This is a genomic window from Roseateles sp. (assembly GCF_039929605.1).
GTDB lineage: Bacteria > Pseudomonadota > Gammaproteobacteria > Burkholderiales > Burkholderiaceae_C > Pelomonas.
Map to the genome: position 1 here is coordinate 1 of NZ_JBDSQX010000089.1, position 26975 is coordinate 26975.

Below are 26975 nucleotides of genomic sequence, written 5' to 3' on the forward strand. Positions count from 1 at the left end.
CAGGTGGTGATTCTTCTCGTCCATCTTGGACGTGATGCCCGAGGGTGCGGTGAAGGTCTGACCCGCCATGGCCGCGATGACCTTGTCGGTATCGGTGGACTTGGCCTTCTCGACGGCCTGCTTCCACATGTTGATTCCGATGTAGGTGGCCTCCATCGGGTCATTCGTCAGCGGCTTGTCCTTGTGGCCGGCGATGCCCTTGGCCTTGGCGTAGGCGCTCCACTTCTTGATGAAGGCGTCATTGACCGGGTTCTTGATGGACATGAAGTAGTTCCACGCGGCCAGGTGGCCTTGCAGCGGCTTGGTGTCCACGCCGCGCAGCTCTTCCTCACCCACCGAGAAGGCCACCACGGGCACGTCCGTCGCCTTCAGGCCCTGGTTGCCCAGTTCCTTGTAGAAGGGCACGTTGGAGTCGCCGTTGATGGTGGACACCACGGCGGTCTTCTTGCCCTCGGCAGCGAACTTCTTGATCTTGGCAATGATGCTTTGGTAGTCAGCGTGGCCGAAGGGGGTGTAGTCCTCCAGGATGTCCTCGTCCTTGATGCCCTTGCTGTGCAGGAAGGCGCGCAGGATCTTGTTGGTCGTGCGCGGGTAGACGTAGTCGGTGCCCAGCAGCACGAAGCGCTTGGCGCCGCCGCCGTCCTTGCTCATCAGATATTCCACGGCGGGGATGGCCTGCTGGTTGGGCGCGGCACCCGTGTAGAACACGTTCTTGCTCAGCTCTTCACCCTCGTACTGCACGGGGTAGAACAGCAGCGAGTTGGTCTGCTCGAACACCGGCAGCACCGACTTGCGGCTCACAGACGTCCAGCAGCCGAAGACGACGGCGACCTTGTCCTGCGAGATGAGCTGCTTGGCCTTTTCGGCGAACAGCGGCCAGTTGGAGGCCGGGTCGACAACGACGGGCTCGAGCTTCTTGCCGAGCAGGCCGCCCTTAGCGTTGATCTCGTCGATGGCCATCAGCACCGTGTCCTTCAACACCGTCTCAGAAATGGCCATGGTGCCCGACAGCGAGTGCAGCACGCCGACTTTGATGGTGTCGGCAGCGTAGGCGGCGGGGGTGATGAGAGCGGCGGCGGCAGAAGCGGCCAGGGCCAGGGCAGAACGGCGAAGCATCGGTGAGACCTCCATTGGGGTGTGGGGATGAAGTTCGGTAGCCGATGTCACAGTCCGCAAGGCTCGTGCCAACGTGTGAACTTCGACACGCCCCGCAACGGACATCTGTGCACCACCGTTTTGGTGCAAGCGCCATCAAAACAGCACCGTTGGTGTACCGCAGCATGTGTATTCGCACCAACAAGGGACGCATCCGCCCCGATTCGTGCTCAGCCGGCCAGGCCGCGCAGGACTTGCGACCGGCTTCGGCTGACCGGCAGCGCGCGGCCGTTCTTTAACTCGGCACTGAGCTGCCCGGTGGCCAGGCGCCGAAAGCGCGCCACCGCATCCAGGTTGACGATGCAACCGCGGTGGATGCGCACGAAGCGCAGCGCGTCCAGCCGCTCCTCCAGCCGCGCCAGTGCGATGTGCAGTAGATGCTCGGCACCGCCGCTGTAAACGGCCACGTAGTCGCCCACGGCTTCGAAGTGGCTCACGTCGGCCACCGCCACCGGCACGATGGCCGCACCGCTGCGCACGAAGAGCCGCGTCAACGGCCCGCGCGCCAGCAGTTCGGCCAGGCGCTCCAACGCAGGTGGGCAAGGCTCGCCCAAAGCCGCACGCACGCGCTCCAGCGTCGCGTGCAGGCGCTCCGCGCCGAAGGGCTTGAGCAGATAGTCCAGCGCGCCCAGCTCGAAGGCGGTGATCGCATGCTCGGCGTAGGCCGTCGTGAAGATGACCAGCGGCGGGGCCGTGCCGGTGGCGAGCAGGCGGCGCAGCACCTCGGTGCCGAGCAGGCCGGGCATCTGGATGTCCAGGAACACCAGTTCCGGCTGCAAGCGCTGGATCTCGGCCAGCGCCGCCGGCCCGTCGGCCGCCTCGCCGACGCAGTGCAGCCAGGGCAGGCCGCGCAGCAGATGGCGCAGGCCGGCGCGGGCGACCGGCTCGTCGTCGGCGATCAGCGCGGTGACGGCCGCCACACTCATGCCTCGTCCTTGAGCGGCAGGCGCAGCTCGGCGCGCAGGCCCCGGCCGGGCTGGGTCTGCAGCGCGAGCGAAGCGCCGGCGCCGTAGAGCCAGCCCAGGCGCTCGCGCAGCCGGCGCAGGCCAGTGCCGCCCGCGTCCAGCAAAGTCGGCTCGGTGCCCATGCCGTCATCCTCGACGGCGACGATCAGCGTCTCACGCTCGACGCGCGCCCGCACGCGCAGCGTCGTCGCCTCCACCCGCGGCGCGGCGCCGTGGCGCACGGCGTTCTCCACCAGCGTCTGCAGCGCAAAGCTGGGCAGGTTCTCGTTCAACGCTGCGGGCTCGAACTCGGCGTCGATGACGAGCCGCTCGCCAAAGCGGATGGACTCGATGTCGAGATAGAGCTGCACCACCGCCCACTCCTCGCGCAGCGTCACCAGCTCGCGTGGGTTGTCGAAACTCGCCCGCAGCAGCGCCGCCAACTGCTCGGCCGCGCGGGTGGCACGCGCGGGGTCCAGCGGGATCAACTGCACCACCGTGTGCAACGCGTTGAACAGGAAGTGCGGATGTAGCTGCGCCCGCAGCGCCGCCAGCTGGCTGTGCGCCTGCAGCGCTTCGAGCTGTGCATTGCGCGCGGCGGCCCGCTGGGCGTAGGCGACGCCGGCGATCATCACGTAGAACCAGACGCCGGTGACCAGATAGGCCGCCACCCCCGGGCCCACCACGAGCACGACGCGCCACACCAGGAGGCTTTCGATAACACTGTTGGCGGCCACCCAGGCCAGCGCGTACACCGCCGCGCCGAGGGCGTGCTTCGCGATAAAGCCCAAGCGCATGGGATGCGGCCAGGGCAGGCGCGCCGTGTAGCGATGCACGACCAGGCCCAGCAGCGCTGCCGTCGCCATCAGCCGCAATGAATAGTGCAGCGCTGACGCGAAGCCCGCGCCATGCACCGTCATCATCAGCACGGCAAACAACGCGGCCACCGGCAGCCAGCCGATCAGCCATTGCACCCAGATCCACGCTCGTCCCATCGTCGCTCCGCGCCTAGCGAGTTGCCTTTCGCGATATGCGCTTGGCCACCACGGTCAGCGTTCCCTCCTCCCAAGTTGCGCCATTGTCGAGCGAGCGGTCCTGGCGCATCTTGAAGCGCTCCGGTGTGATCTCGAAGAAGCGCGTGCGCGTCAACACCGGCTTGCCTTCGGCGCTCTGGCCGCTGCCCTCCAGGCGCATCTCACCGCCTTGCCACTGGCCACTCGCGCTGCCGAAGCGGGCGCGATAGACGTCCAGCCCGCTGACGAGCCAGCGCTTGGCCTTGGCATCGAAGACGCGCTGGCTGTGGTTGAGCGACAGCGGGTTGCCCGAGGCGTCGACGATGCGCAGCTCGTCATCCAGCCCATAGCCGTCAAAGGAACGCCAGGCCTTCCAACTGCCCACCAGCTTGGGCGTGCCATGGATCATCGCGACCAGGCCACTGGCCTTGGGAGCAACTTCCAGCTCCCACTGACCGACGAGGAAATCGAACTGCGCAGCCTCGGCGGGCGCGCCAGCTGCGGCCTCGCCATGCTGGGCGTGTGCCATGCCGGCAAGGGCGAGCACGAGGGACAGGACAAGGGCTTTCATGACGTCTCCAAGGAAGGGATGCCGCCAGCATCGCCACGCGCGCGGCGCTTGGCGAGGGCCCTTTCGCCGAGTGGCACAACGGTGCCGTCCAACGGTGCGCGGCGAGCCCGGCCGCTTCCTACATTGGCCTCATGCAAGAAAACCCAGCACTCATCCGCCTGCGCGGCGTCGGCAAAAGCTACCCCGCAGCGGGCGGCAGTTTCCACGCCCTCAGTGACCTCGACCTCGACATCCACGCCGGCGAATTCGTCGCCGTCGTCGGCCCCTCAGGCAGCGGCAAGTCGACGCTGCTCAACCTGCTCGCCGGCATCGACCGCGCCGGCAGCGGCGAGCTGCAGGTGGCCGGCCAGGACCTCCGCGCCCTGCCCGAACGTGCCCTGTCCCGCTGGCGCGGCCGCGCGGTCGGCGTGGTGTTCCAGTTCTTCCAGCTGCTGCCCACGCTGACGGCGCTGGAGAACGTCATGCTGCCGATGGACTTCTGCGACCAGTGGCCCGCGGCCGAGCGGCCCGAGCGGGCCCGCGCGCTGCTGCAGCGCCTGGGCGTGGCCGACCAGGCCGACAAGTTTCCCACGGCCCTGTCCGGTGGCCAGCAGCAGCGCGTGGCATTGGCCCGCGCGCTGGCCAATGCACCCGCGCTGATCCTGGCCGACGAGCCCACCGGCAATCTCGATTCAGCCAATGCCGAAGCGCTGCTCGCCCTGCTGGCCAGCCTCACGCGCGAGCAAGGCGTCACCGTCGTCATGGTCACGCACGAGGCTGCGGCGCTCGGCCAGGTGCAACGCAGCCTGCGCCTGCGCGACGGCCGTCTCGTCGAGGACCGTCTTCATGCTTGACCGCCGCACGCGCAAGACCTGGCGCGACCTCTGGCAGCACCGCGCGCGCAGCCTGCTGGTCGTGCTGGCCGTCGCGCTGGGGCTGACGGCTGCCGGCACCATCCTGAACGCCTGGGCGCTCGTGGAGCGAGCGACCGACGACGGCTACCGCGCCAGCCTGCCGGTCTCGGCGACGCTGGTGCTGGACCGTGCCGACGCGCCGGCATTGGCCCTCGCCCGGGCCGAGCCCGGCATCGCGGCAGCACGGCTGCGGCGGTCGGTCATGGCATCGGTGCAGGCCAACGGCCGCGCGCGAAACGCCGTCGTCGTCGCGGTCGGCGATTTCCAGCAGCCCGACATCGCGCGGCTGCGCGCCGAGTCCGCCGCCTGGCCACCGCAGGGCGAGGGCCTGTGGATGGAGCGCTCGTCGCTGGATTTCTCCGGCGCCTCCGTCGGCGAGCCGGTGTCGCTGCGCTTGGCCGGTGCAGAGACGCAATCGGTCGACATCGCCGGCCTCGTGCGCGACGTCAGCCTCGCGCCGGGCTGGATGGAGAACCTCGTCTACCTCTACGGCAGCGAAGCCACGCTGACGCGGCTGGGCGCAACGGCCGGCTTCAACGAGCTGCAGATCCGCCTGCGTGACGAGCACCCGACGCGCGCCGACGTGCGCCGCACGGTCGAGGCCTTGCAGGGCAAGCTGTTTGCAGCCGGCTACACGGTGAAGAGCGTCGACGTGCCCGAGCCCGGCCAGCACATCCACGCCGCGCAGATGGACTCGCTGCTGATGACCCAGGGCGCCTTCGGCCTGCTGGCGCTGCTGGCCTGCGGCTTCCTCGTCGTCAACCTCGTCAGCGCGATGCTGGCGAGCCAGACGCGCGAGATCGCCGTCATGAAGGTGCTGGGCGGCTCACCAGCGCAGATCGGAACGATGGTGCTGGCCCAGGCCGGCGCGCTCGGCCTGCTGGCCAGCGCCCTCGCGCTGCCGGCCGCGCTGTGGCTGGGGCGAGCCTATGGCGGGTTGAAGGCGGAGCTGCTGAACTTCCCGCTCGACGGCGTCGCGACGCCGGCTTGGGCCATCGCACTGCAACTCGCCGTAGGCCTCACCCTGCCGCTGGCCGGCGCCGCGTTGCCGCTGCGCGTGGCGCTGCGCCGCCCGGTGGGTGAGGCGCTGCGCGACGTGGGCATCACTCGCGAAGGCCAGGCGCTGAGCCTGCGGCGCGGCGCGCTCGCGGCCCGGCTCGTGCCGCTGCTGGGCGGCTGGGCGCGGCCGCTGCTGCTGTCCATCGGCAACGCCTTCAGGCGCCGCCAACGCCTGCTGCTGACGGTGCTGGCGCTGGCCAGTGGCGGCGCGGTGTATCTGGGCGCGGCCAACCTGCGCAGCGCCGTGCGCGGCTCGGTGGACGATCTCTTCAACGCGCAGCGCTACCAGCTGCAGGTGCGTGTCGCCACACCCTCGTCGGCCTTGAAGCTGGAGGCGCTGGCCGCTGACGTACCCGGCATTGCAGCGGCCGAGGCCTGGCGCAGCCTGCGCACCCAACTCGGCAGCGAGCCGCTGACGCTGCTCGGCGTGCCGACTGCCGGCCAGTTGCTGACGCCGCGCCTGCTCGAAGGCCGCTGGCTGGCCGCTGACGGCGAAGTCGTCGTCAGCCGCCTGCTGTTGAAGCAGCAACCTGCGTTGACCGTCGGCAGCCGCCACCGCATCGCTGACCGCGACTGGACCGTCGTCGGCCTCGTCGACAGCGGCCCGCAGGCCCTGGCCTACACGCCGCGCGCGACGCTGGACGCGCTGGCCGACGACGACCTCGCCACCAGCCTCGTGCTGCGGCTGGACCGGCCCGAGTCACCCCTTGCACTGCTGGACGCCGCCCGCCAGCTGCGCGCGGCGCTCGCCGACGCGGGCATCGGCGTGGCCGGCAGCCAGTCCCAGGCGGAGAACCGCCGCGTCGTCGAAGACCACCTGCTGATGGTGGTGGACTTCCTCGGCGCCATGGGCCTGGTGATGATCGCCGTCGGCGCGATGGGCCTGGCCTCGACGATGGGCCTGACCGTGCTGGAACGTCAGCGCGAGATCGGCGTGCTGCGCGCCATCGGCGCACGCGACGGCGCCATCCTCGCGCTGATCCAGGTCGAGGGCCTGACCCTCGTCGTGCTGGCCTGGCTGACCTCGCTGCCCTTGGCTCTGCCCATCAGCGCCCTGCTCGAAGCCGCCTTCGGCCGCATCATGTTCAGCGTGCCGTGGCGGCTGGTGCCGAGCGCCGGCACAGCCTTCGGCTGGCTGGGGTTGATGGCGTTGATATCCCTGCTGGCCTGCGCCCTGCCCGCACGGCGCGCGCTGCGAATCCCGGCGGCGCAAGCCCTCGCCTACGGCTAGGCGCGGCAAGCTCCCATCGGGGCAATCGCCGCTCCGCGCCTATTCCCCAACCCGCCACCGTCGGTCAGATGTTCGCGTTCCGAATGGCCTTGGCACGGTCTTTCACCGCGTTCTTGCCGGGCGGCCCCTGCACGGCGAAGGCTGTGTGCAAATGCAGCGCGCCCGCGATCTTGAAGAGTTCGATATGAACCTGGGCAAAACCTGACTCTGACTCGACGTTGCCGTTGGCGTTGCGCACCGTCGGCACCAGGCTCTTGCCACCGCGCAGCCCAAGGTTCACCTCGGCGTCGAAGACGCGTGAGAAGGTTCCAACATCCGCTTCGCTGTCGAGTTCCTTCAGCTTGACCTGGCCCCAGTCCGAGTTCAGTGCGTTGCAGACCGCAAGGTACTGGTCGCTGGACTTGTTGAAACGATTGATGTGCGCAGGTGCCGGCTCGTAGTCGTCGTCGAATACACCTTTCATGATCGAGTCCTCGAAGGAGGAGGTGGGCTTGACCGCGACCGACCAGCCGCGATTGAAGGCACCGTCCTTGCCCTTGCCACGGCTCGTGACGTCGACACGGGCGTTGCCGTGCTCCTTGACAGCGTGGCCACCGACTCCCGGCCCCTTGCCTTCAGAGGCCTCAATCAGCCGCCTGACCTCCATCACCGTGTATTGCTTGCAATGCTTGGACATAGTTGGTCTCCCAGTTCGCCCCGGGTCGCCCTCAGGACAGTGATTTTTCAATCGGCCTCGTCGCCTGACCTAGAAGGCAAAAGCATATCCATGCGGGGCGAGACAAGGACGGGCCGAGGATGATGCTGGCCGCGCGCGCGGCCGTCAACAGGGCGCCGTTCTGGTGATCAGTTTGCGGTCGCTTGCGGTGCACCGTCGACGAGACGAGCTGCCAGGAAGCTGCACGTTTTGACCGCCAGTTCCTGGCTGCGGGTATGAACCCATGCAGCGTTCGCAGAGCCGGCAAAAGGGCACCACAGGTCGGGGACGCCGCGCCCCAAATTTCGACCACACGGATGGCACGACGAACTTCTGCTTGTTGGCGGTGGGACGGGGTCAGCTTGAAGGCGTGATGACGCCGTCGCAGGCGCCGAATCCGATGCGGCGAAAGCCAGGCTTCTGCGCGAATGCACGCAGGCCGAGCTGGTCGCCGTCGAGCACGAATGTGCGCGTCTCGCCGTTGGGCAGCGTGATGGGCTGCTTGCCGCCACCCGTCAGCTCCAGCAGGGAGCCGGCCTCCTCGGGCGCCGGGCCGCTGATGGTGCCGGTGCCGAGCAGGTCGCCCGGCTGCAGGTTGCAGCCGTTGCTGGCGTGGTGGGTCAGCATCTGCGCGAGCGACCAGTAGGCGTGGCGCAGATTGGAGCGGGAGAGGCGCGTCGGCTGGGCAAGAGCCGGCGTCTTGAACCAGACCTCCAGTTCGATGTCGTAGCTGGCGTTGGCGCGGTGGGCGGGCGAGTCGAGATAGGGCAGCGGCTGAGGGTCGCCTTCGGGCCGCGTGAACGGGATGCGGAAGGGCTCCAGCGCCTCCATCGTGACGATCCACGGCGAGATGGTGGTGCCGAAGTTCTTGGCCAAGAAGGGACCGAGCGGCTGGTACTCCCAGGGCTGGATGTCGCGGGCGGACCAGTCGTTGAGCAGCGTCAGGCCGAAGGCGTGCTCGTCGGCCTCGTCGATACCAAAGGGCTCGCCCAGCGCATTGCCGGGGCCGACGAAGAGGCCCAGCTCAAGCTCGCAGTCGACGCGGGCACTGGGCTTGAACACGGGCACGTCGGCGTCCGGCGGCTTGACCTGGCCCTTGGGCCGGCGCAGCGCTGTGCCGCTGATAACGATAGAGGAGCTGCGGCCGTGATAACCGATCGGCACCCACTGGTAGTTGGGCAATAACGGGTTGTCCGGCCGGAACAGCTTGCCGATGGCGCGGGCGTGGTGGATGCCGGTGTAGAAGTCGGTGTAGTCGCCGATGCGGCAGGGCACGGTGTATTCGGCGCCGGCCTGCGGCACCAGTTCGAGCTCGGGCGCGCCTTGCATGAGGGTGTCGAACAGGCGATGGCGCAGCGCCAGCCGCTCGCTGCTCGGCCGGGCCATCAACGCGTTGAGGTCGGTGATGCCCCAGCCCGTCAGGTCGAGGATCTGGTCCCCAATGCCGACGCCGATGCGCCAGGGCTCCAGCGTGGCGGCGCGGCGGAAGCTGCAGAACGGCAGGTTCTGCAGCGGGAAGTCGGTGGCGGGGTCGTTGGCCGAGGCGACCCAGGAGAGGGTGGCGGCGTCGTGGGTGTGATCAAGCATTTGATGCATTACGGCAGAAGAACACAGCCACAGAGACACAGAGACACAGAGACACTGAGGCACAGAGACAGTGGTGCTTTCTCTGTGTCTCTGTGTCTCTGTGTCTCTGTGTCTCTGTGTCTCTGTGGCTGTGTTGATTGGAATCAAGAGGCAGTGAAGTTGTCGCCCAGATCACGCCAGCAATCGGCGTAGTTCTTTTCCAGCGGCGCATCGTTCAATGCCCAGGCCGTAGGTTTCAACGGCCAGCGCGTCTCGAACATGAAGGCGAGCGTGGCGTCCAGCTTGTGGGGCCGCAAGTCCGCACTGCTGGCCTTGTCGAAGGCCTCGCTGTCGGGGCCGTGCGGCACGAAGCTGTTGTGCAGGCTGGCGCCGCCGGGCTTGAAGCCCTCGGGCTTGGCGTCGTACTGGCCCAGCACCAGACCCATGAACTCGCTCATCACGTTGCGGTGGTACCAGGGCGGGCGGAAGCTGTCCTCGGCCACCATCCAGCGCGGCGGGAAGATGACGAAGTCGACGTTGGCCCAACCGGGCGTGTCGCTGGGGCTGGTCAGCACCGTGAAGATGCTCGGGTCCGGGTGGTCGAAGCTGACGGTGTTGATCGTCATGAAGCGTGACGTGTCCCAGCGGTAGGGCACCAGGTTGCCGTGCCAGGCGACGACGTTGAAAGGGCTGTGGGCCTGCGTTGCGCGCCAGAGCTTGCCGCCGTAGCGTTTGACAATTTCGTAGGCGCCGTCGTCTGTTTCATGCCAGGCGGCGGGCGCCTCGAAGTCCCGCGCGTTGGCCAGGCCGTTGGAGCCGATGGGGCCGAGCTCCGGCAGGCGGAAGGCGGCACCGTGGTTCTCGCAGACATAGCCACGCGCGGGCAAGTCCAGCGGGTCGACCTTGAACGCCATGCCGCGCGGCAACAGGGCGATGAAGCCGGGGGCCACTTCAAGCCGGCCCAGCTCCGTCGTGACCAGCAGGCGGCCTTGCTGCGGCACGAGCAGCATTTCGGCGTCGGCATTCACCAGCGCGCGCCGGCCCATGGCGCGTGTGGCGACGTAGGCCAGCGCGGTCATGCCGCTGATGCCGGGCTCGCCGTTGACGGCATAGCTGCGCAGGCCGTCAATGAAGTCACCGTCGTCATGCATGGGCGTCGGGGCCCAGCGCAGCGGGTCGGGCGACGCGCACTCGCCTTCGGCGGCACCGCTCTTCCAGTGCGCATGCGGCAGCGCCTCGTAGCCGCCCACCACGACGGAAGGCCGACGGCGATAGAGCCAGGTGCGCTGGTTGTCGGCACGCGGCGCGGTAAAGGCGCTGCCGGACAGCAGCTCGGCGTACAGGCCGTGCGGCGCGCGCTGCGGGCTGTTGCGGCCGATGGGCAGAGCGCCGGGCAGGGCCTCGCTGCTGTGCTGGTTGCCGAAGCCGGTCAGGTACTTCAGTGGAGTCAGTTCAGTCATGGCGTTTGTGGGCAAGGGCGGCTATTTGGATTCGCGCGCAAGCGCAGTCATTTCGATCCGAGCGCGAGCACGAAGGCTTCCCGCAGCACCTCGCGGTCACCGATGTGGTTGCACAGGATCAGCGTCAGCCGCGCCAGCCAGTCGGCGCCCTCGTCGTCGCCCAAGCCCGCCTGCGCAGCAATCAACTCGGCATAGAAGACGTCGGCTTCGCACCCGAAATTTGGGGTCAGGTTCAATTTAGTCATCAGGCCTCCCATGGGCGCGGGCGAGCGCGGCGCGCAGCGCGTCGGCCTCGAAGCGATGCCAGCGCGCGGCGACGATGGCGTCCGGCCGGATGAGATGAACGCTGCCGGGCCGCGCGCCATAGCGCGTGGCCGCTACGCCCTCGGCTGGCAGCGTGATCACGCGCACACCGTCAGCAGGCGGCGACCAGCCAAAGGCCAGCAGCACAAACTCCGCGCCGAACTGCTCACTGAGCCAGCCGTCCTGCAGCGGCGCATCCGGCGCCGGGCAGCCCGGTTCGGGGCCGGCGCCCCAGGCCTCGGCGTCCAGGGTGCTCAGTGGCGAATCGACATGCTCGGTCGGCGTGGACAGGCGGCCACTGTTGACCAGCGGTTTGGCGAAGTCGCAGCGCGCCGCCAGGTCCAACGCCGCCTTTCGCAACCGCAGGCTCAGGCCGCTCTTGGGGCTGATGAAGTCGGTCGCCCGCGTGGAGTGGCCGATGTTGTCGTCCGCCGCCTCAATGCGCTCGAACTCATACGAATCCAGCAGCACATCGCCGCCCTCGCCTTTCAGCACGGCGGCCAGCTTCCAGCCGAGGTTGTCGGCGTCCTGCACACCGCTGTTGGCGCCGCGTGCGCCAAAGGGCGAGACCTGGTGGGCGGCATCACCGGCCAGCAGCACGCGGCCGACACGGAAGCGGTCGGCGCGGCGGCAGCAGAACTGGTAGACGGACGACCAGACCAGCTCGAACTGATCAGTCGCCAGCATCGCCGCCACGCGCGCTTTGATGCGGCCAGGGTCACGCTCCGCCTCGAAGTCGGCGTCGCGCCCAAGCTGGAAGTCGATGCGCCACAGGCCCTCGGCCTGCGCATGCAGCAGCACGGACTGGCGAGGGTGGAAGGGCGGGTCGAACCAGAACCAGCGCTCAGGCCTGGCGGGGTCGAGCCCGCGCGGCTGCACGCCCGGGGCCAGGCGCACGTCGGCAATCAGGAAGCGGTCCTCGAAGACTTGTCCGTTGAAACCCAGGCCGAGCAGCGCGCGTGTCGGGCTGCGCGCGCCGTCGCAGCCGATGACCCAATCCGCGCGCATGTCGAAGAGGCCATCCTGCGTGCGCACGTTCAGCGTCGCGCCAGCCTCGTCCTGCGCCAGCCCGATCAGCTCATGCCGGCCGCGCAGCTCGATGCGCCCGTCCAATTGCGCCGCACGCACGAGCCGCGCTTCGACCTGGTCCTGCTGAAGGTTGACCATGGCCGGCATCTTGTGATGAGCCTCGGGCAGCAGGTCGAAGGCATAGGCTTCGCGCTCGCCGTGGAAGACACGGCCGCGCTGCCAGCGCACGCCCTCGCGCGCGACGGCCTCGCCGACGCCCAGGCGGTCGAACACCTCCAGCGTCTTCTTGGCCCAGCACACGGCACGCGAGCCGTCGCCGATGCGGTCGCTGTCGTCAATGACGACGACGGGCACGTTGCGCTTGGCGAGGTCCAGCGCCAGCGTCAGCCCCACCGGCCCGGCGCCGACGATGACGACGGGGCGGCGCTGGGGCTGGCCGGAGCGCTGTTCCAGGCTCTGGTGATAGGGGTAAAGCAGCAGATGCATGTCAGCGCTTTCGCATTTCGGGCCGAGCGCCGGGCCGCTCCCAAGCCGGCCCGCCATGGCGATGTGCTTGCCGGTCAATCCGGCAAGCATCGCCGTCCCCCAGGGGGACCGGCCAAGGCACGCCTTGGACGAGGGGCTCCATTTCAGGCGCCTTCGAGGGCCTTCCACATGTCGACGTCGCGCTCGGCCGTCCAGATACGCGGGTGGCTGGCGCCGCCGGCCTCGTCAAAGGCGCGCGTCACGTCGAAGGGCATGCAGTGGTCAAAGATGACCCAGTGGCCGTACTTGGGCCGCAGCGCGGCCATGGCGCGTTGGTAGACGGCCTTCAGCTCCTCGCCGGCCGTCACGCCACCCTGCACCGCCGCGTAAAGCTCGCTGACAAAGGCGCGCGTGCCGCCGAGGCCTGCGGCGACCTGATCGGCGCCTTTCAATGCCGAGCCGCGGCCGGGCACCAGCACAGCGGCATCCAACGCCGCAATCGCATCCAGCGTGGCCGGCCAATCGGCAAAGTGGGCGTCGCCGCAGTACGGCGTCGCGTCGAACTCGACAAGATCGCCGCTGAACAACACCTTCTCTTGCGGCAGCCAAGCCACGGTGTCGCCCGCCGTGTGCCCGCGACCGGGGCAGAACATCTCGACCTTCACGCCGCCCAGATCCAGCGTCAGCCGGCCCGAAAACGTCAGCGTCGGCCAAGTCAGCCCTGCCGGCACGGACTCGACGTTGCGGAACAGGCGCGGGAAGCGGCCGATCTCGCTGGCCTTGTCCTGCTCGCCGCGCTCATGGATCAGCGCCAACGTCGCTTCGCTGGCGATGACCTGCTCCAGGCCCTCGGCCTTGAAGGCGGACGCGCCGAGCACCCGCACCGCGTGATAGTGGCTGAGCAGCACGTACTTGATGGGCGCGGCCGTCACATCGCGGATGCGGCGGATGACGTCGGCGGCCATGAACGGCGTGGCCTGGGTGTCGATCACCATCACCGCATCGCGGCCGATGACGATGCCGGTGTTGGGATCGCCCTCGGCGGTGTATGCCCAGGCGTGCTCCGAGAGACGCTCGAAGGTGACCTTCTTCTCTTCCAGGTCGGCTTGCGAGGCAAAGGCTTTGATCGTCATGCGGTCTCCAAGGTCGGCCCCGAAATTTAGCCCATAACAAATCAATTCGCCAATATAGAATTTTTGGCATGAACGATGTCAAGGGCAAGAAGAACGAGCCGAGGGGCATTCAGAGCATCGAGGTCGGCGGCCAGTTGCTGTTGGCGCTCGCCCACCACGGTCGACCGATGGCGTTGAAGGACCTGGCCCGAGGGGCGGGCATGACGCCGGCCAAGGCTCATCCCTATCTGGTGAGCTTCATCAAGCTGGGCCTGGTGGAACAGGACGGCGGCAGCGGCCGCGCCGGCTTCTATGGCCTGGGCCCGCTGGCGCTGCAACTGGGCCTCATCAGCCTTCAACAGTACGACCCGGTGCGGCTAGCCACGCCGGTCATCGAGGAGCTGGCCCTGCAGATCGGCCACACGGTGGCGATCGCCGTCTGGGGCACGCGCGGGCCCACCGTCGTGCGTGTGGCCGAGGGGCCGACGCCAGTGCACATCAGCATGCGGCACGGCACGGTGATGAGCGTGGCCGGCACGGCGTCGGGGCGCCTGTTCGCGACCTGGCGCGCCGACGACGCCATTGCGTTGGGCGAGCCCCTGCCCGATGCCGCCGCCATCGCCGCGGTTCGTGAGGCGGGGTTGGCGACGTCGCGCGACGGCGTGGTGCTGGGCGTCAGCGCAGCGGCGGCGCCGGTTTTCGATGCGGCGGGGCGGCTGGTGCTGGCGCTGACGGCCATCGGCTCAAGCGCGAGCTTCGACACCTCCCCGACGGGCGCGTTGACAACCGCCCTGCGAGACGCCGCCACACGGTTGTCGCACCAGCTCGGCCACTGAGTTAGCGCAACGCGTGCGAAAGGATTCTTCTAGAGATCTCTCACAAACTATTTTTTGCAATTTGAACGGCGTCTTTGCAAGTCACACGTTGCCAATCTTAGTCAATAATTACTTTATATGTCATTAATGATTACTTTAAGCTTTTTAAATATCATAAATGATCGATCTATTGCTTACAATCATTGCTACACTGTTAATTAACATTGCTATTTGGTGAAATGCATCGATCTCCACGGCTGAATTTTTGTAGATTTTTAAGAAAACCTTTTTAAATCAAAGCGTTGCCCTTCACTTGGCTGAACCACCGTGCCTAATAGCCCTCGAATAGGGCATGCCCTAGGCACCCTGGGTTTTTACCAGCCAGGAGAATTAGTTCACCAGCCAGCGCCCTGACCGGGCGCAGCGTTTTGGCCGAACCTTTTGGCAAACCACCCGTTTGCCAATCTTTCCAGGAGCACTGATGCACAAGCAAACCCGAATTACCGTTGCGGTCCTGATGGCCGTGAGCGGCTTCAGCGCATGGGCGCAAACCACGCCAGCCACCCCGGCAAGTCAACAGATGGAGCGGGTGACCGTCACCGGTTCGGCCATCAAGCGCATCGACGCCGAATCGTCTGTGCCGATCACGGTCATCAAGATGTCTGACCTGCGCAATTCAGGCGTGACGTCGGTCGAGCAGATCATGAGCAGCCTGACGGGCGTGCAGCAGTCGACCAATGCCGCCCAATCGATTGGCTCGGGCAGCGGCGGTGCCTCCTTCGCCGACTTGCGCGGCATTGGCGCCGACAAGACGCTGATCCTGCTGAACGGCGAACGCATCGCCAACAACGCGGTCGACGGCTCCGCGCCTGACCTCAACATGATCCCGTTTGCGGCCATCGAGCGCATCGAAGTGCTGCGTGACGGTGCCTCGGCGCTGTACGGCACCGACGCCATCGGCGGCGTCATCAATTTCATCACCCGTCGAAGCTACAACGGCGCCACGATCACGCTAGGCGTCGACTTGCCCCAGCACGCCGGCGGCGAAGCCAGGAGCGCCAATCTTGGCTTCGGCTTCGGTGATCTGGGCAAGCAGGGCTTCAACGTACTGGGCTTCTTCAGCGTGAAGAAGGAAGACGCCATCGCCGGCGACCAGCGCGCCTTCAACAAGCGCATCGTGGGTGGTCTGTCCAACAGCACCGACCCCGCCAACTACACCCAAGACTTCGGCACGCTGTACAACCCGGCCGCTCCGACCTGCGCGGGCACGGCGCTGATCCCCATCGCCGGCGGCACGCAGTGCAAGATCGTCACGCCGAACTTCGTAGACTTCGCACCCAAGTCGAACACGGTCTCCGGCATGCTGAAGGGCACGCTGCGCGTCAACGAGTCCTTGGAACTGGGCGCTGAGGGCTTCATGACCCGCAACCGCGTCACGACGCGCATCGCCCCCGTGCCCTACGGCGGCTACTACATGAACCCGACCATGCCCAATGGTCAGCCTAACCCCTATTTCCCGACGTCCCACATCGACCCGACCTTCGACGACGGCAGTGCCGGTGCTCCCGCCTTCAATCCTTCGGCCGCATTCGCCAACCCGGTGGACGTGCAAACGGGGTTTGCCTACGTTCTTTGGCGCGACTTCCCGAATGGCTCGCGCGCGCAGATGAACGAGAACAAGCAAAGCCGCCTCGTGCTGTCGGTCGACGGCAACGCCGCAAACTGGGACTACTCGATCAAGTTCTCGATGAACAAGAACACAGTCGACCAGAATCTGACCGGCGGTTACGGTGACGGGGACATGATCGGCGAAGGCCTGCTCGAAGGCGTCATCAACCCCTTCGGCGCGCAGAGCGCTGCAAGCACCGCGTTGCTGGAGAAGGCGGCCTTGAACGGCAAGTTGCAGACGGCGACCGGCAAGGTCCGCATCTTCAAGGCCACGGCCAGTCGCGAGCTGGGTGACTGGCTGGGCGCTGGCCGCCCGGCGCAGATCGCCGTCGGTGTTGAGCGCCGCACCGAGGACTTCGACTCCCACCCGATCCGCGAATTCGCTCAGCTCGTTTCGGCATCTACCGGTGTCGACCCGGATGCCACCGCCAAGGGCACGCGCAAGGTCTCGGCGCTGTACACCGAGGTCAACGTGCCGGTGACCAAGACCCTGGAGCTGACCGGTTCGCTGCGCCATGACAGGTACAGCGACTTCGGCAAGAGCACCAACCCCAAGCTGTCTTTCCGCTTCCAGCCCAGCAAGGAGATGTTGTTCCGCGGCTCGGCCTCGACGGGTTTCCGCGCGCCGACGCTGTTTGAGCTCTACAGCTCCACGGCCTACACCAACACGGCCGGCAACTTCAACAACCCGATTAACTGCCCGGGCGGCACCGCCATCCCTGGCGCATCGGCTGCCAACTGCAATGGACAGTTCCAGGTGCTCAACGGCGGCTTCATCGAACTGAAGCCTGAGAAGGCCAGGAACTACACGCTGGGCGCCGTGTTCGAGCCGATGGCCGACGTCAGCTTGGGCATCGACTTCTGGGCGATCAAGATCAAGAACGCGATCGCGGTGCTGCCGCAGTCCACATTGTTCGCGAACTACGATCAGTTCAAGCAGTACTTCCACTTCTCCCAGCCCGGCAATCTGCTGTCGATCACCAGCAACTGCCCCGGCCCGCGCTGCGGCTACGTGGAACAGCTCAACCAGAACCTCGGTGGCACGAACACCAACGGTATCGACCTGAGCGCCCAGTACCGCTTGCGTTCCAACGTCGGCCAGTTCGACTTCGCGCTGAACAGTACCTTCGTCAACGAGTACGAGTACCAGGACTTCCAGGGTGGCCCCTGGAACCAGAACGTCGGCCGCTACGTCGGTGCCGGCCCGGTCTTCAAGTGGCAGCACAACCTGACGGCGAACTGGGCCTACAGCGGCTTCGCCCTAGGCACGGCGGTGCACTACAAGTCGGGCTATCTGGACTTCACCCCGACCAACCACGTGTCAGCCTTCACGACGACCGACCTGTACGGCAGCTGGTCGCCGATCAAGGGCGCCTCGCTGGTGGTCGGTATCCGCAACCTGTTCGACCGCGATCCGCCGTTCACCAACCAGGGCGACCTGTTCCAATCCGGCGGCTGGGATTCCCGCTACGCCAACGCGGCCGGTCGCACTTACTACGCGCGCGCCACCTACTCGTTCTGATAGGCCGTTCCAGTTGAAAAGCCGCCCGGTTTGCGCCGGGCGGCTTTTTTATCGCCGTGATGTCGCCAGTAAGCGCGACAAAAAAAGGACTTTAACCAGCATCTGCAAAGCAGAAGGGGCCCATCTCGAGGCCCCTTCTTCTTGCAGCTGCAGCAAGGTGCAGCATGAGATGACCCCCTAGATCACGTGATCTTGGCGAGCATCGCGGCCTCGGTGGCCTCGTCCCAGAAAAGCGGGTACAAGCAGCGCGACGTCGAGAGCAACTCGGGGCGGCCACCCAGCAGCGCGATCTGTTCGCGTGCCGTCGCAAAGTCGAAGCTCATCAACACGGCGGGCGCGTCCACACGCGGGTTGTGGCGCGCCGTGGTGTAGGGCAGCAGGCCCAGCCAGCGGCGATAAAAGGCTACATGACGCGGGTTCACCTCGATGACGAGGCGCGCGACGCGTGCGCGGCGGTGGGCATGCAGATAGCCAAGGTGAAAGATCTGGGCCAGCACGCGCTTGGGTTCGTGGGAATGCTTGTCAACCGCCAGACCACCGAATTCGCAAAGCGTGATGCCGGCAGCTCGCCACTCGGCCATTTCTTCCTGGAATAGCTTGTCGGCGTGCAGGCCACCCGGCCCGTCGAATCGAACCGACAACGTGCCAACGATTTTGTCCCCGTCGTTAGCGGTGCACACGATGTCTCCCGCCTCGTTACGACTGCTGTAACGCTCACGCGAAACCGCCAGGCCGCGGTCGCCGTAACGGCGTTCCACAAGGCCCAACGCATCACCCTCCAACGCCCCGAAGTCGCTGTTCATTTCCAACGGTGGGCCACCGAAGGGATTGAGCGGCGCGCGGCGGCTTTCTTTGAAATTGGGGAACATCAACTGCGTCCTTGGCGCCCGATGCGCAGAGCAGGCAAGTCTAGAGATTGGCGTGTGACTTTTCCCAATGGCAAACAGACAGATACATCTGCTTTCCCTAGGACGTGGTCATAAGTCACCCGAACAGGGGACAACTTGGCGCGAAGGTTTCTGACTGCATCCGCGAAAGAAGGCCACGCATGGCGTGACCCTCTCGTGACGGGAAGCCGGTCAGGCCTCGCTCAACCGGCGTAACGAGCCGCCAGGCGGTTCATGTTGCCCATGGACAGGCGGTGCATCTCGATCAGCGCGACGAGGCCATTGCGATGCAGTTGCAGCACCTTGTCGTCGGCCAGCTCGGCGTACTTCTTTTCGTCCAGGGCCAGGAAGCCCTCGACGTCCAGCTTCTCGCCACCCGGCAGGGTGGCTTCGAAGCGCATGTCCTGCAACAGGTCCATCTCGACCAGCAGATTGCAGATCAGGCGGGTGCGCTCGGCTTCCTGCTCGAAGTTCTCGAGGAAGGCCCGGGCGTTCTGCAGGAACTCGGTCGGCTCGCCGTTGGCGAACAGCGCTTCGCCGGTCGTCTCGCCGAAACCGGTCCACTTGCTGTCATAGCAGACGGCCAGGTTGTTGGCATTGCCGTCCAGGCGGGCCATCGCGAACGGGTAGCGGCGCACATAAGCCGGCACGTAGGTGGCCGTCCACTTGTCACCGTCGACGAAGAGGTTGGAGCCCGGCTTCAGGCCGAGCACCGCCAGCGGCGCAACGGGCTGCTTGCCGTCGGCGCCGGCATCACCCGTGCGCACGAAGACGACGGGGAATTCCTTGCAGGCATCACCGAACTCCACGGCGGCCAGGAAGACCGAGTTCTGATCGGCCACGCGGCTCACGACGGGCGCGGCCGTGTCCAGCTTGAGGTTCTTGTGGACTTCGCGGTCCAGCGGCTGCAGTTCGCCGTACATCGGGGGGTTGCTCATGTTCTCTCTCCAGTTTCATCGGCCAGACGACTGACCAGCACTTTGTCCACACGCTTGCCATCGAGGTCCACGACCTCGAATCTCCACGCGTCCCACTCCACGACATCGGCCGTGCGCGGCAAGCGCCCCAGCAGCAGCATGATCATGCCGGCCAGGGTGTTGTAGCGCCCACGGTCCTCTTCGGGCAGTTCCTTCAGCACCAGGCGGTCCTTCAGCTCGGGCACGGGAATCAGGCCGTCGATCAGCCAGCTCCCGTCCTCTCGCTGCACTGCCCAGGCATCACCATCGCTCGGAGCGTTGAACTCCCCGGCAATGGCTTCAAGCACATCGCGCACGGCAATCACGCCCTGCACCTCGCCGTACTCATCGACGACGAAGACCAGGGGCGCGTCCGAGACGCGGAAATGGTCCAGCAACTCCATGCCCGACAGCGTCTCGGGCACGAAGAGCGGCGCCTCCAGGCCCGCCATCAGGTCCAGCGGCTGGCCTTCCAGCATGCCGGCCAGCAGCGCCGGCGCGTTGGCCACACCGAGCACCTCAGCCAAGCCGCCGCGGCAAACCGGGTAGCGGTTGAAGCCATGTTCGCGCAACACCGCCAGCACCTCGGCCGGCGTCGCATCGACCTCCAGCCAGGCAATCTCGGTGCGCGGGATCATCATCGAGCCAACCTGGCGCTCATCCAGGCGGAACACATTGCGCACCATCTGGTGCTCGTGCTCCTCGATGACGCCGGCGTCGCGGCCCTCCTCCAGGCTGGCGGCTATCTCTTCTTCCGTCACGCCGCGCTGGCCCCGGTTGCGCAGGCCCATCAGCCCCAGCGTCGCCTCGGTCGAGAGGCTAAGCGTGCGCACCAGCGGGCGCGCCACCAGGGAGATGATGTTCATCGGCGGCGCCACCAGTCGAGCCACCGTCTCGGGGTAGATCTGGCCGATGCGCTTGGGCACCAGTTCGCCGAAGACGATGGTGAGCAGGGTGATGATGACCACGACCAGCGCCGTCGCGGCGATCTGCGTCGCATGCGGCTGCAGGTTGAAGGTCTCGCTCAGCCACAGCGACAGCGGGCCGGAGAAGGCCGCGTCGCCGACGATGCCGTTGAGCACGCCGATGCCGGTGATGCCGATCTGCACCGTCGACAGGAACTTGGTCGGGTTGTCGTGCAGGTCCATCGCGGCCTGCGCGCCGCTCTCGCCGCTTTCCACCATCACCTGGAGCCGGGCCTTGCGGCTGGCGGTCAACGCCATCTCCGACATCGCGAACAGGCCGTTGAGAACAATCAGGAAGAGAACGAGGGCGGTGTCCATCTAAAGCGCCGAACGCGAGAAAACTCGGGGCAGCGCGGGGTCGAAAACGAAGCCCGGGAGACTAGCAGATGGCCATGACGGCGCCCACCGCGCATTCCCGGAGCGAGTCACGCCTTTCCCAGCAGGGCCTCGCAGCGATCGGCCACCGCGCGGATGGCGTGCTGCTGGTCGTAGCCACGGTACTTGTCGGCGAACTGCCGCGCCTTCTCCGCCAGCGAGGCGTCGGCGAGCGCACGTTTGACCAGGCGCGGGAACTGGGCCGCCGCCTCGGCGATGGAGACACCCACACCCAGGGTCTCCACCGAGCGGGCAAACATCGTCTGCTCCAGTTGCTGCGGGAACAGCAGCACCGGCTTGCCGGCCAACAGCATCGCGGCCACGGTGCTCAGGCCCGCGTGCAGCACGGCGACGTCACAGCTCTGGCGCACCTGCTCGATGTCCAGCGGCTGACGGGAGATCTGCAGCTGGTCGCTGCCGAACTTCTCGATGGTGCGCTTGGACACGCCGGGGATGTGCACCAGCACGCTGGCGTCGAGCTGGCTCAGCACGGTCAGCAACGCGTCCAGGCCGCCGTAGTCAGGCTTCAGGTAGGCGAACACCTTCAAAGCGCCCTTGGCCGGCCAGTGCACGGCCTCACCGCGACCCAGGGCGTAGATGGGGCCGACGAAGTCGCCGCCCGCGCGCTGGGGGTAGTGGTCCAGCTCGGGCAAGGTGGCGAAGACGTCGTCGCCGCCGGACAGGATCTGCAGCACGTTCTCGATGGGCGGCGCGCCCAGCTCGTAGAGCACCTGGTTGGTCACGTGCACGATCTGCTGCTCCGAGTCCAGCAGCCGCGCCGGCGGCGCCTTCTGCCACCAGCGCAGCGGCGGCAGCGGCCGTGCGGTGGGCGGCACCTGGAAGCCATTGGCCAGGTTGAGGCTGGGCAGCCCCAGCCCCCGGCTGGCGACCACGGCAGTCGGCGAACAGTCGAACAACAGCGCGTCCACTGCCAGCGCGGCCAGCAGGTTGCGCCAGGCGCGGCAGATGCTGAGCAGGGCCGGTGGGTCGAGGAAGCCAAAGCCCATCAGCAGCTCGGCGAGGCTGAGCGGGTCGGGCAGGTGCAGCACACGGCCTATCCACAAGGGCGCCTGGTACCACTTGAAACCGTGCGGCCCCAGCAGGCGCTCGGCCTCCACCAGCTCACGGATGATGAAGACGACCTCATGGCCGCGCTGCTGCAGTTCCCGGGCGACCGGGATCATGCGACCCAGGTGGCCATAGGCGCCGCCGAGTTCCCAGATGAATGCGTAGCGAGCCATGGCGCGCGAGTCTAGGGGTGAAAAAAGAGCGGCACCCGCAGGTGCCGCTCCATGAAGGGCCGAAAAAGAGGCCGAGGCCTGGGATCAGCCGGCCGCGCCGCCGCTGCGTCGGCGTCGGCTCAGCCACCAGCCACCGCCGGCCGCCGCGAGCAGCGCGAGGCTGCCGGGTTCAGGCAGGTCCACCGCCGTCGCGTTCAGCGAAAAGTCATCAACGAAGTTGAGCGTGCCCTGGCCAAACGGGTCGCCGGAACGGGCGATGCCGCTGAAGTCGCTGCATTGATAGGTAGGCTGGGGCTCGCCCTGGCCGTAGCCACCGTAGCCTTCATAGCCGCCATAACCGCCGTAGCCGCCGCCACAGGTGTGGACGATGCCTTGGCCACTGACCGTGGCGATGATGTCGTAGTCGATGGTGATGGTCTCGCCGGCAGCGACCAGACCCAGGCCCACCATGTAGGAACCACCGGCGCCGTAAGCGCCGCCGGCATCGGCCGCGCTGCAACTGGCCCAGTTGCCCAGAGCGCCAATGTCGCTCTCGGAGCAGGTGGTGATGCCCGCTGCCTGCATGATCAGCGTATCGCCCTGGCTGACGATGGAGCCGTTGCGGCGGATCTGCAAGCGCGTGTTGGCCGAGCCGTCGCCGACGCCAGAGAGCGCCGTTTCGCCGCCGTCCACGTAGAAGGAGAAGTCCAGCATCAGGGCGCTGCCCGACGTGTTGGTGTACGTGCCGCTGTAGAGCGCACTGGTGCTGGCGTAGAAGTCAGTCCCGCCACCCGAGGCGCGCGCGCCGAAGTAGGTCGTGCTGCCCGTGGAGCCGTAGGTGTGGAAGAAGACGTTGGAGCCAGCGTCCGACTTGTTGAAATAGAAGTCGGAGCCGGTGAAGCCCTGTTCGGCCACCGCATCGGTGTCGGCGCCGCCGTTCATCGCGTAGACCGCCGTCAGCGTGATGGTCGGGTCGGCAGCCGCCGTGACGGACACGCCGGCACAGGCCGCTGCCACGAGCAGGCTCAGCAGCCTGGCGCGGGGCGCGTTGTTTTCGTTGTACATGGTTATCTCCAAGGGTGAAGCAGCAGTCCACAGGCGGGCGCACCAGCCTGGGGCGTGCGTCATTTCGCAAAATTCGCGCCACTGCGAATTTATGTGCAGTGCCAACGACTTAGAAACCACCTTCAGAAATCCGCTGCACTGCTGTCAAGAAATCCGACAGCCGCCGCCCCTTAGCATGCGGGGGATGAACTACCTGATCGGCGATCTCCAGGGCTGCTGCAGCGCCTTCGAGCGGCTGTTGGCCCGCATCGACTTTTCGCCCTCGCGAGACCGGCTCTGGCTGCTGGGCGACCTCGTCAACCGCGGGCCCCAGTCGCTCGCCACGCTGCGCTGCCTGCACGCGCTGGGCGACACGGCCAGCTGCCTGCTCGGCAACCACGACCTGCACCTGCTCGCCGTCGCCCACGGCGTGACGCCGCAGCACCGCAGTGACACCCTTGCCCCCATCCTCCAGGCCGACGACCGCGACGCGCTGCTCGACTGGCTGCGCCACCAGCGCCTGGCCGCATTCGAAGCCGGCTGGCTGATGGTGCACGCGGGCGTCGTGCCCCAATGGAGCCGCGAAGACACGCTGGCCCTGGCCGGCGAGGTGGAAGCCGTGCTGCGCGGCCCCGCCCTGCCCGACTTCCTGCACGCCATGTACGGCAACCAGCCGGCGCGCTGGCACCCCGATCTGACTGGCAACGACCGCCTTCGGTTCACCGTCAACGCCCTCACCAGGTTGCGCTTCTGCAGCGCAGACGGCGAGATGGACTTCAAGACCAAGGACGGCGCCGGCGCCGCGCCGCAAGGCTTCATGCCCTGGTTCGACGTGCCCGGCCGGCGCACGGTCGACGTGCCCATCGCCTTCGGCCATTGGTCCACCCTCGGCCTGCTGGACCGGCCGACGCTGCTGGGGCTGGACACCGGCTGCATCTGGGGCGGCCAGTTGACGGCGGCGCGCATCGACGGCACACGCCGAGAAATCATCCAGGTGAATTGCGAGCAGGCACAGAAGCCGGGCTCGTAGAATCCGGTCCCTTCGGAAGCTTGGGGGAGTGGTTTAACCCAACGGTCTTGAAAACCGTCGGCCGGTAACGGCCCGTGAGTTCGAATCTCACAGCTTCCGCCACCCTCCTTCATGAAACTCGCAGTAGCCGTCCATCTCAACGGCGCGCAAGCGCAGGCAGCCGCCGTCGCTTTCGACGCCTGGGATTCGCCTGAAGCGACGAAGACCTACCTCTCGCACATCGCCCATGTCGAGAAGGCCACGCGCGCAGAGCTCGACCTCCGCGAACTGCCCTGCGTGATGCAACTGCTGCGCGAACACCAGCTGGAACCCGAGCTCATCCTGATCGACGGCTTCGTCCATCTGGATGCGGATGAAACGCCAGGGCTGGGCCAGCACCTGTTTCACGCCCTCGGCGGCGGCACGCCCATCGTCGGCGTCTCCAAGACAGGCCGGCCCGGCCTGCCGGCGCAATTCGAGGTGATGCGAGAAGAGGAAACGAAACCGCTGACCGTGACCTGCGCGGGCATCGACATCGGCGCGGCCAAGGCACGCCTGCGCGCGATGCACGGCAGGAAGCGCGTTCCCACGCTCATGAAGCTGGTGGCTCGCCTGGCGAAGAACACGGACTGAGTCCGCCAGGATGCGGTCCCCGGCACGGCACGGGGGACGCCGAAGCGCACGTTATCGGTTAACGCCGGCTCAGGGCTGGCCTGAGACGGCGACGGACAGCTTCTTGCCGTTGCCGAGGAGGTTCCACTTGTTGGTCGTCGTCGCGGCCTTGTTGTAGCTGACCACGTCGGTGAACTGATCGACGTCGGTGCTCGTCGAGTCGCTGCCGACGATGACCTTGCTGCAGTTGCCTGCAGCGGGGGTCGTCGGCGCAGCCCAGCAGCTGGAAGCGACCGAACCGGCGCTTGGCCGTCGTGTACTCGGACAGGATGGCCGCGAGGTCGGTCTTCACGCGGCCGGTGTGCTTGTCGTAGCCGGTGACGAGGGCGTGGGTCAGGTCAGGTTCTGGACTGGGCCAGCGTGCCGCGCCGCGCCCGCGCTCAGTGGGCCGTAAAGCGGCGGAAATCAGCGGCTGATCTGCACCCAGGCTAGCTCGACGAAGTTGTCCGGCCGGTGCACCGGCGTGACGTTCGCGCGCGCCGCCCAGGGGATGACCTGGCGGTGCAGCGGGATGATGTTGACCTGCTCGCGCAGCTCGGCCAGCGCGCCGCGGATGAGCTGCTCGCGCTTTTTCGCGTCCTGCTCGACGCTGCTCTGCGCGGCCAGCGCGTCGGCCTTGTCGTTGCGGAAGTTGCCGTAGTTGTAGTCGCCCACGGCCTTGGGCCCCCGGTTACGAAACACGGGCGTGAGGATGACTTCGGCATCGGTGATGCTGCCGCCCCAGCCGTACATGAAGAGGCTGGTGTCCAGCTTCTCCAGCTTGGGGAAGTAGAGCGCCCGCGGCATCGCGTTGAGCTTGACCTTGATCTTCAGCTGCGCCCACATCGACGCCAGCGCGGTACAGATTTCCTCGTCGTTGACGTAACGGTTGTTGGGGCAGTCCAGCGTCACCTCGAAGCCGTTGGCAAAGCCGGCGTCAGCCATCAGCTTGCGCGCAGCTGCGAGGTCAAACGGCAGGCGGGTCTGCAGCGCCGGGTCGTCGAAGGAGGCGTTTGCCGACGGCGTGAGCCCGCCGGTGGGCACGGACTGGCCCGCCATCAGCTTGGACTTGATCGCCTCGATGTCGATGGCCTGGTAGAGGGCGCGGCGCACGCGCTGGTCCTTGAAGGGGTTCTTGTCAGCAGGCACCTTGCCGTAGAGCAGCTTGTCGCGCGCCTGGTCCATGCCGATGAAGACGAGGCGGTTCTCCGGGCCGTCGATGACCTTGACGCCGGCCGTGTTGCGCAGCCGCGCCACGTCGCGCGGGGCGGGGTCGTTGACCAGGTCGATCTCGCCCGAGACCAGCGCCGCCAGGCGCGTCGCGTCGCTGGCAATGGGTGTGTAGACCACCTCCTGCACATTGCCGGTGAACTTGTTCCACCAGTTCGGGTTGCGCTTGAGCACGGTCTTGATGCCCGGCTGGCGGCTGACCAGCATGAAGGGCCCGGTGCCGTTGGCGTTGACGGCGGCGAAGCTCTCTTCCTTGTTCTTGAAGTCCAGCGGTTGGGTCACGTGGTGGGCCTCGCACCACTTGCGGCTGACGATCCAGAGCTGCTCGACGTGCTGCAGGAAGATGGGGTCGAAGGCCGCCAGTTGGAAGTCCACCGTCAGGTCGTCGACGCGCTTGGCCACCCCCACGGCGTTCGCGTAGACGGCGACCTGCGAGGTCGGCGCCTTGGCGCGCTGCATGGAGAAGACGACGTCGTCGGCAGTCAGCGGCGTGCCGTCGTGGAACCTGACGCCGGGGCGCAGCTTGAAACGCCACGTCAGCGGGCCGGTCTGGGCCCAGGACGTGGCCAGACCGGGCACGAGGGCCAGCCTGGCATCGCGGGTGATCAGGCGCTCGTAGATTTGCGAGTTGACGTTGTTCGTCAGCGTCTCGTTCTGGGAGTGCGGGTCCATGGTCTGCGGGTCACCCTGGCCGGCCCACCGCAGGGTTTGTGCAGATGCGCCGCAAGCCATGCCCACCACGCCCAACAGCGCCACCACCATCCATCGCCTCATCGCCATCTCCCAACTGCACGGAAACGGCAGTTTAGGAGCGGCGCAAAGGGCCTGCCGATACTGCGGCAACAGGACCGTGGCTATTCTCTTTTCGTGTTGTCCGGTGCGAGCTTGCGCCGCATAAAGGCTTCCATGCGCAGCCTCTGCGCGGCAGCAGTTAGTTCGGCCCGCCGCGCGAGATCCGGAATGTTTTCCGCCATGGTCTCGATGAAGACTGCCGACGCTTCCGCGCTGGAGATGAACTCCACGTTTTGCAGCACGTCCTTCTTGTCGATGGTCCACTCCTTGAACGGCGCGTCGGGCGCTGGGTTGCGGCGCATCTCCGCAAGGATGTCGCCGCGGGTGACGCCCGCTTCGAGGCGGC

The 26975-nt window shown here is 66.8% G+C and carries 23 protein-coding genes and 1 tRNA gene; 7 read left to right on the forward strand and 17 right to left on the reverse strand.

Annotated features, from left to right (window positions below):
* From urtA to ABIS05_RS12110, 4 genes are all read right to left on the reverse strand, one after another.
* Nucleotides 1–1116, reverse strand: a 1116-nt coding sequence (gene urtA, locus ABIS05_RS12095; protein ID WP_348009998.1) for an urea ABC transporter substrate-binding protein, incomplete at its 3' end; no start/stop codon positions are given.
* 209 nt (nt 1117–1325) lie between these two features.
* Entirely contained in the window at nt 1326–2081 is a 756-nt protein-coding gene (locus ABIS05_RS12100; protein ID WP_348009999.1) for a LytTR family DNA-binding domain-containing protein, read from the reverse strand.
* Nucleotides 2078–3094: a histidine kinase gene (locus ABIS05_RS12105; protein WP_348010000.1), complete on the reverse strand. Its 1017-nt coding sequence runs from the start codon at nt 3092–3094 to the stop codon at nt 2078–2080. Before ABIS05_RS12105 ends, ABIS05_RS12100 begins: the two co-directional genes overlap by 4 nt.
* A gap of 13 nt (nt 3095–3107) precedes the next feature.
* Nucleotides 3108–3683, reverse strand: coding sequence for a hypothetical protein (locus ABIS05_RS12110; RefSeq protein ID WP_348010001.1), 576 nt, complete (start codon nt 3681–3683; stop codon nt 3108–3110).
* 131 nt (nt 3684–3814) lie between these two features.
* Here ABIS05_RS12110 and ABIS05_RS12115 point away from each other — a divergent pair, with 131 nt between their 5' ends.
* Both ABIS05_RS12115 and ABIS05_RS12120 read left to right on the forward strand, forming a co-directional pair.
* On the forward strand, nt 3815–4516 hold the full coding sequence (locus ABIS05_RS12115; RefSeq protein ID WP_348010002.1) for an ABC transporter ATP-binding protein: 702 nt from the start codon (nt 3815–3817) through the stop codon (nt 4514–4516).
* A complete protein-coding gene (locus ABIS05_RS12120; RefSeq protein WP_348010003.1) occupies nt 4509–6866 on the forward strand; it encodes an FtsX-like permease family protein in 2358 nt (785 codons plus the stop codon). The genes ABIS05_RS12115 and ABIS05_RS12120 overlap by 8 nt, the downstream gene beginning before the upstream one ends.
* 64 nt (nt 6867–6930) lie before the next feature.
* Here the strand turns inward: ABIS05_RS12120 and ABIS05_RS12125 are convergent, their stop codons facing one another.
* From ABIS05_RS12125 to ABIS05_RS12150, 6 genes are all read right to left on the reverse strand, one after another.
* Complete coding sequence (locus ABIS05_RS12125) at nt 6931–7542, reverse strand: hypothetical protein (RefSeq protein WP_348010004.1); 612 nt, start codon at nt 7540–7542, stop codon at nt 6931–6933.
* A 375-nt stretch (nt 7543–7917) separates the two neighbouring features.
* Nucleotides 7918–9156 (reverse strand): fumarylacetoacetase, encoded by a 1239-nt coding sequence (gene fahA, locus ABIS05_RS12130; protein ID WP_348010005.1) that lies wholly within the window; start codon nt 9154–9156, stop codon nt 7918–7920.
* A gap of 134 nt (nt 9157–9290) precedes the next feature.
* Nucleotides 9291–10586 (reverse strand): homogentisate 1,2-dioxygenase, encoded by a 1296-nt coding sequence (gene hmgA / locus ABIS05_RS12135; RefSeq protein WP_348010006.1) that lies wholly within the window; start codon nt 10584–10586, stop codon nt 9291–9293.
* 47 nt (nt 10587–10633) lie between these two features.
* Nucleotides 10634–10831 (reverse strand): DUF2783 domain-containing protein, encoded by a 198-nt coding sequence (locus tag ABIS05_RS12140; RefSeq protein ID WP_348010007.1) that lies wholly within the window; start codon nt 10829–10831, stop codon nt 10634–10636.
* Nucleotides 10824–12404, reverse strand: coding sequence for an FAD-dependent oxidoreductase (locus ABIS05_RS12145; RefSeq protein WP_348010008.1), 1581 nt, complete (start codon nt 12402–12404; stop codon nt 10824–10826). Before ABIS05_RS12145 ends, ABIS05_RS12140 begins: the two co-directional genes overlap by 8 nt.
* Before the next feature lie 143 nt (nt 12405–12547).
* The gene (locus tag ABIS05_RS12150) at nt 12548–13516 is read right to left on the reverse strand and encodes an MBL fold metallo-hydrolase (RefSeq protein WP_348010009.1); all 969 of its coding nucleotides are present in this window, start codon (nt 13514–13516) and stop codon (nt 12548–12550) included.
* 68 nt (nt 13517–13584) lie between these two features.
* On the opposite strand from ABIS05_RS12150, the gene ABIS05_RS12155 reads away from it, so the two are divergent.
* Nucleotides 13585–14331 (forward strand): IclR family transcriptional regulator, encoded by a 747-nt coding sequence (locus ABIS05_RS12155; RefSeq protein ID WP_348010010.1) that lies wholly within the window; start codon nt 13585–13587, stop codon nt 14329–14331.
* Between the two features lie 460 nt (nt 14332–14791).
* A complete protein-coding gene (locus tag ABIS05_RS12160; protein ID WP_348010011.1) occupies nt 14792–17500 on the forward strand; it encodes a TonB-dependent receptor in 2709 nt (902 codons plus the stop codon).
* 182 nt (nt 17501–17682) lie between these two features.
* On the opposite strand, the gene ABIS05_RS12165 is transcribed toward ABIS05_RS12160, so the two are convergent.
* From ABIS05_RS12165 to ABIS05_RS12185, 5 genes are all read right to left on the reverse strand, one after another.
* The gene (locus ABIS05_RS12165) at nt 17683–18369 is read right to left on the reverse strand and encodes an N-acyl amino acid synthase FeeM domain-containing protein (protein ID WP_348010012.1); all 687 of its coding nucleotides are present in this window, start codon (nt 18367–18369) and stop codon (nt 17683–17685) included.
* A gap of 221 nt (nt 18370–18590) precedes the next feature.
* A complete protein-coding gene (locus ABIS05_RS12170; protein WP_348010013.1) occupies nt 18591–19325 on the reverse strand; it encodes a SapC family protein in 735 nt (244 codons plus the stop codon).
* The gene (locus tag ABIS05_RS12175) at nt 19322–20626 is read right to left on the reverse strand and encodes a hemolysin family protein (protein ID WP_348010014.1); all 1305 of its coding nucleotides are present in this window, start codon (nt 20624–20626) and stop codon (nt 19322–19324) included. The genes ABIS05_RS12170 and ABIS05_RS12175 overlap by 4 nt, the downstream gene beginning before the upstream one ends.
* Nucleotides 20627–20733: 107 nt before the next feature.
* On the reverse strand, nt 20734–21924 hold the full coding sequence (locus ABIS05_RS12180) for a glycosyltransferase (RefSeq protein ID WP_348010015.1): 1191 nt from the start codon (nt 21922–21924) through the stop codon (nt 20734–20736).
* 84 nt (nt 21925–22008) lie between these two features.
* Nucleotides 22009–22968 carry a PEP-CTERM sorting domain-containing protein gene (locus ABIS05_RS12185; protein ID WP_348010016.1) on the reverse strand — a complete coding sequence of 320 codons (960 nt, stop codon included), beginning with the start codon at nt 22966–22968 and terminating at the stop codon, nt 22009–22011.
* Between the two features lie 184 nt (nt 22969–23152).
* Between ABIS05_RS12185 and ABIS05_RS12190 the strand changes: the two genes are divergently transcribed.
* From ABIS05_RS12190 to ABIS05_RS12200, 3 genes are all read left to right on the forward strand, one after another.
* A complete protein-coding gene (locus ABIS05_RS12190; RefSeq protein ID WP_348010017.1) occupies nt 23153–23977 on the forward strand; it encodes a symmetrical bis(5'-nucleosyl)-tetraphosphatase in 825 nt (274 codons plus the stop codon).
* A 14-nt stretch (nt 23978–23991) separates the two neighbouring features.
* Nucleotides 23992–24079: transfer RNA gene (locus ABIS05_RS12195), tRNA-Ser, on the forward strand.
* Nucleotides 24080–24088: 9 nt separating this feature from the next.
* The gene (locus ABIS05_RS12200) at nt 24089–24589 is read left to right on the forward strand and encodes an endonuclease V (protein ID WP_348010018.1); all 501 of its coding nucleotides are present in this window, start codon (nt 24089–24091) and stop codon (nt 24587–24589) included.
* A gap of 444 nt (nt 24590–25033) precedes the next feature.
* Here ABIS05_RS12200 and ABIS05_RS12205 read toward each other — a convergent pair whose 3' ends face one another.
* Nucleotides 25034–26611: an ABC transporter substrate-binding protein gene (locus ABIS05_RS12205; protein ID WP_348010019.1), complete on the reverse strand. Its 1578-nt coding sequence runs from the start codon at nt 26609–26611 to the stop codon at nt 25034–25036.
* An 80-nt stretch (nt 26612–26691) separates the two neighbouring features.
* A partial coding sequence (locus ABIS05_RS12210) for a hypothetical protein (RefSeq protein WP_348010020.1) occupies nt 26692–26975 on the reverse strand: 284 nt, incomplete at its 5' end.

Excerpts from the sequence above, each read along its gene's own strand:
- ABIS05_RS12190 (WP_348010017.1), top strand. The coding sequence starts at position 23,153 with ATGAACTACCTGATCGGCGATCTCCAGGGCTGCTGCAGCGCCTTCGAG.
- ABIS05_RS12110 (WP_348010001.1), bottom strand. The coding sequence starts at position 3,683 with ATGAAAGCCCTTGTCCTGTCCCTCGTGCTCGCCCTTGCCGGCATGGCA.
- ABIS05_RS12100 (WP_348009999.1), bottom strand. The coding sequence starts at position 2,081 with ATGAGTGTGGCGGCCGTCACCGCGCTGATCGCCGACGACGAGCCGGTC.
- ABIS05_RS12205 (WP_348010019.1), bottom strand. The coding sequence starts at position 26,611 with ATGAGGCGATGGATGGTGGTGGCGCTGTTGGGCGTGGTGGGCATGGCT.
- ABIS05_RS12140 (WP_348010007.1), bottom strand. The coding sequence starts at position 10,831 with ATGACTAAATTGAACCTGACCCCAAATTTCGGGTGCGAAGCCGACGTC.
- ABIS05_RS12175 (WP_348010014.1), bottom strand. The coding sequence starts at position 20,626 with ATGGACACCGCCCTCGTTCTCTTCCTGATTGTTCTCAACGGCCTGTTC.
- ABIS05_RS12145 (WP_348010008.1), bottom strand. The coding sequence starts at position 12,404 with ATGCATCTGCTGCTTTACCCCTATCACCAGAGCCTGGAACAGCGCTCC.
- ABIS05_RS12170 (WP_348010013.1), bottom strand. The coding sequence starts at position 19,325 with ATGAGCAACCCCCCGATGTACGGCGAACTGCAGCCGCTGGACCGCGAA.
- ABIS05_RS12120 (WP_348010003.1), top strand. The coding sequence starts at position 4,509 with ATGCTTGACCGCCGCACGCGCAAGACCTGGCGCGACCTCTGGCAGCAC.
- ABIS05_RS12125 (WP_348010004.1), bottom strand. The coding sequence starts at position 7,542 with ATGTCCAAGCATTGCAAGCAATACACGGTGATGGAGGTCAGGCGGCTG.
- hmgA (WP_348010006.1), bottom strand. The coding sequence starts at position 10,586 with ATGACTGAACTGACTCCACTGAAGTACCTGACCGGCTTCGGCAACCAG.
- ABIS05_RS12200 (WP_348010018.1), top strand. The coding sequence starts at position 24,089 with ATGAAACTCGCAGTAGCCGTCCATCTCAACGGCGCGCAAGCGCAGGCA.
- ABIS05_RS12180 (WP_348010015.1), bottom strand. The coding sequence starts at position 21,924 with ATGGCTCGCTACGCATTCATCTGGGAACTCGGCGGCGCCTATGGCCAC.
- ABIS05_RS12155 (WP_348010010.1), top strand. The coding sequence starts at position 13,585 with ATGAACGATGTCAAGGGCAAGAAGAACGAGCCGAGGGGCATTCAGAGC.
- ABIS05_RS12105 (WP_348010000.1), bottom strand. The coding sequence starts at position 3,094 with ATGGGACGAGCGTGGATCTGGGTGCAATGGCTGATCGGCTGGCTGCCG.
- ABIS05_RS12165 (WP_348010012.1), bottom strand. The coding sequence starts at position 18,369 with ATGTTCCCCAATTTCAAAGAAAGCCGCCGCGCGCCGCTCAATCCCTTC.
- ABIS05_RS12185 (WP_348010016.1), bottom strand. The coding sequence starts at position 22,968 with ATGTACAACGAAAACAACGCGCCCCGCGCCAGGCTGCTGAGCCTGCTC.
- fahA (WP_348010005.1), bottom strand. The coding sequence starts at position 9,156 with ATGCATCAAATGCTTGATCACACCCACGACGCCGCCACCCTCTCCTGG.
- ABIS05_RS12150 (WP_348010009.1), bottom strand. The coding sequence starts at position 13,516 with ATGACGATCAAAGCCTTTGCCTCGCAAGCCGACCTGGAAGAGAAGAAG.
- ABIS05_RS12160 (WP_348010011.1), top strand. The coding sequence starts at position 14,792 with ATGCACAAGCAAACCCGAATTACCGTTGCGGTCCTGATGGCCGTGAGC.
- ABIS05_RS12115 (WP_348010002.1), top strand. The coding sequence starts at position 3,815 with ATGCAAGAAAACCCAGCACTCATCCGCCTGCGCGGCGTCGGCAAAAGC.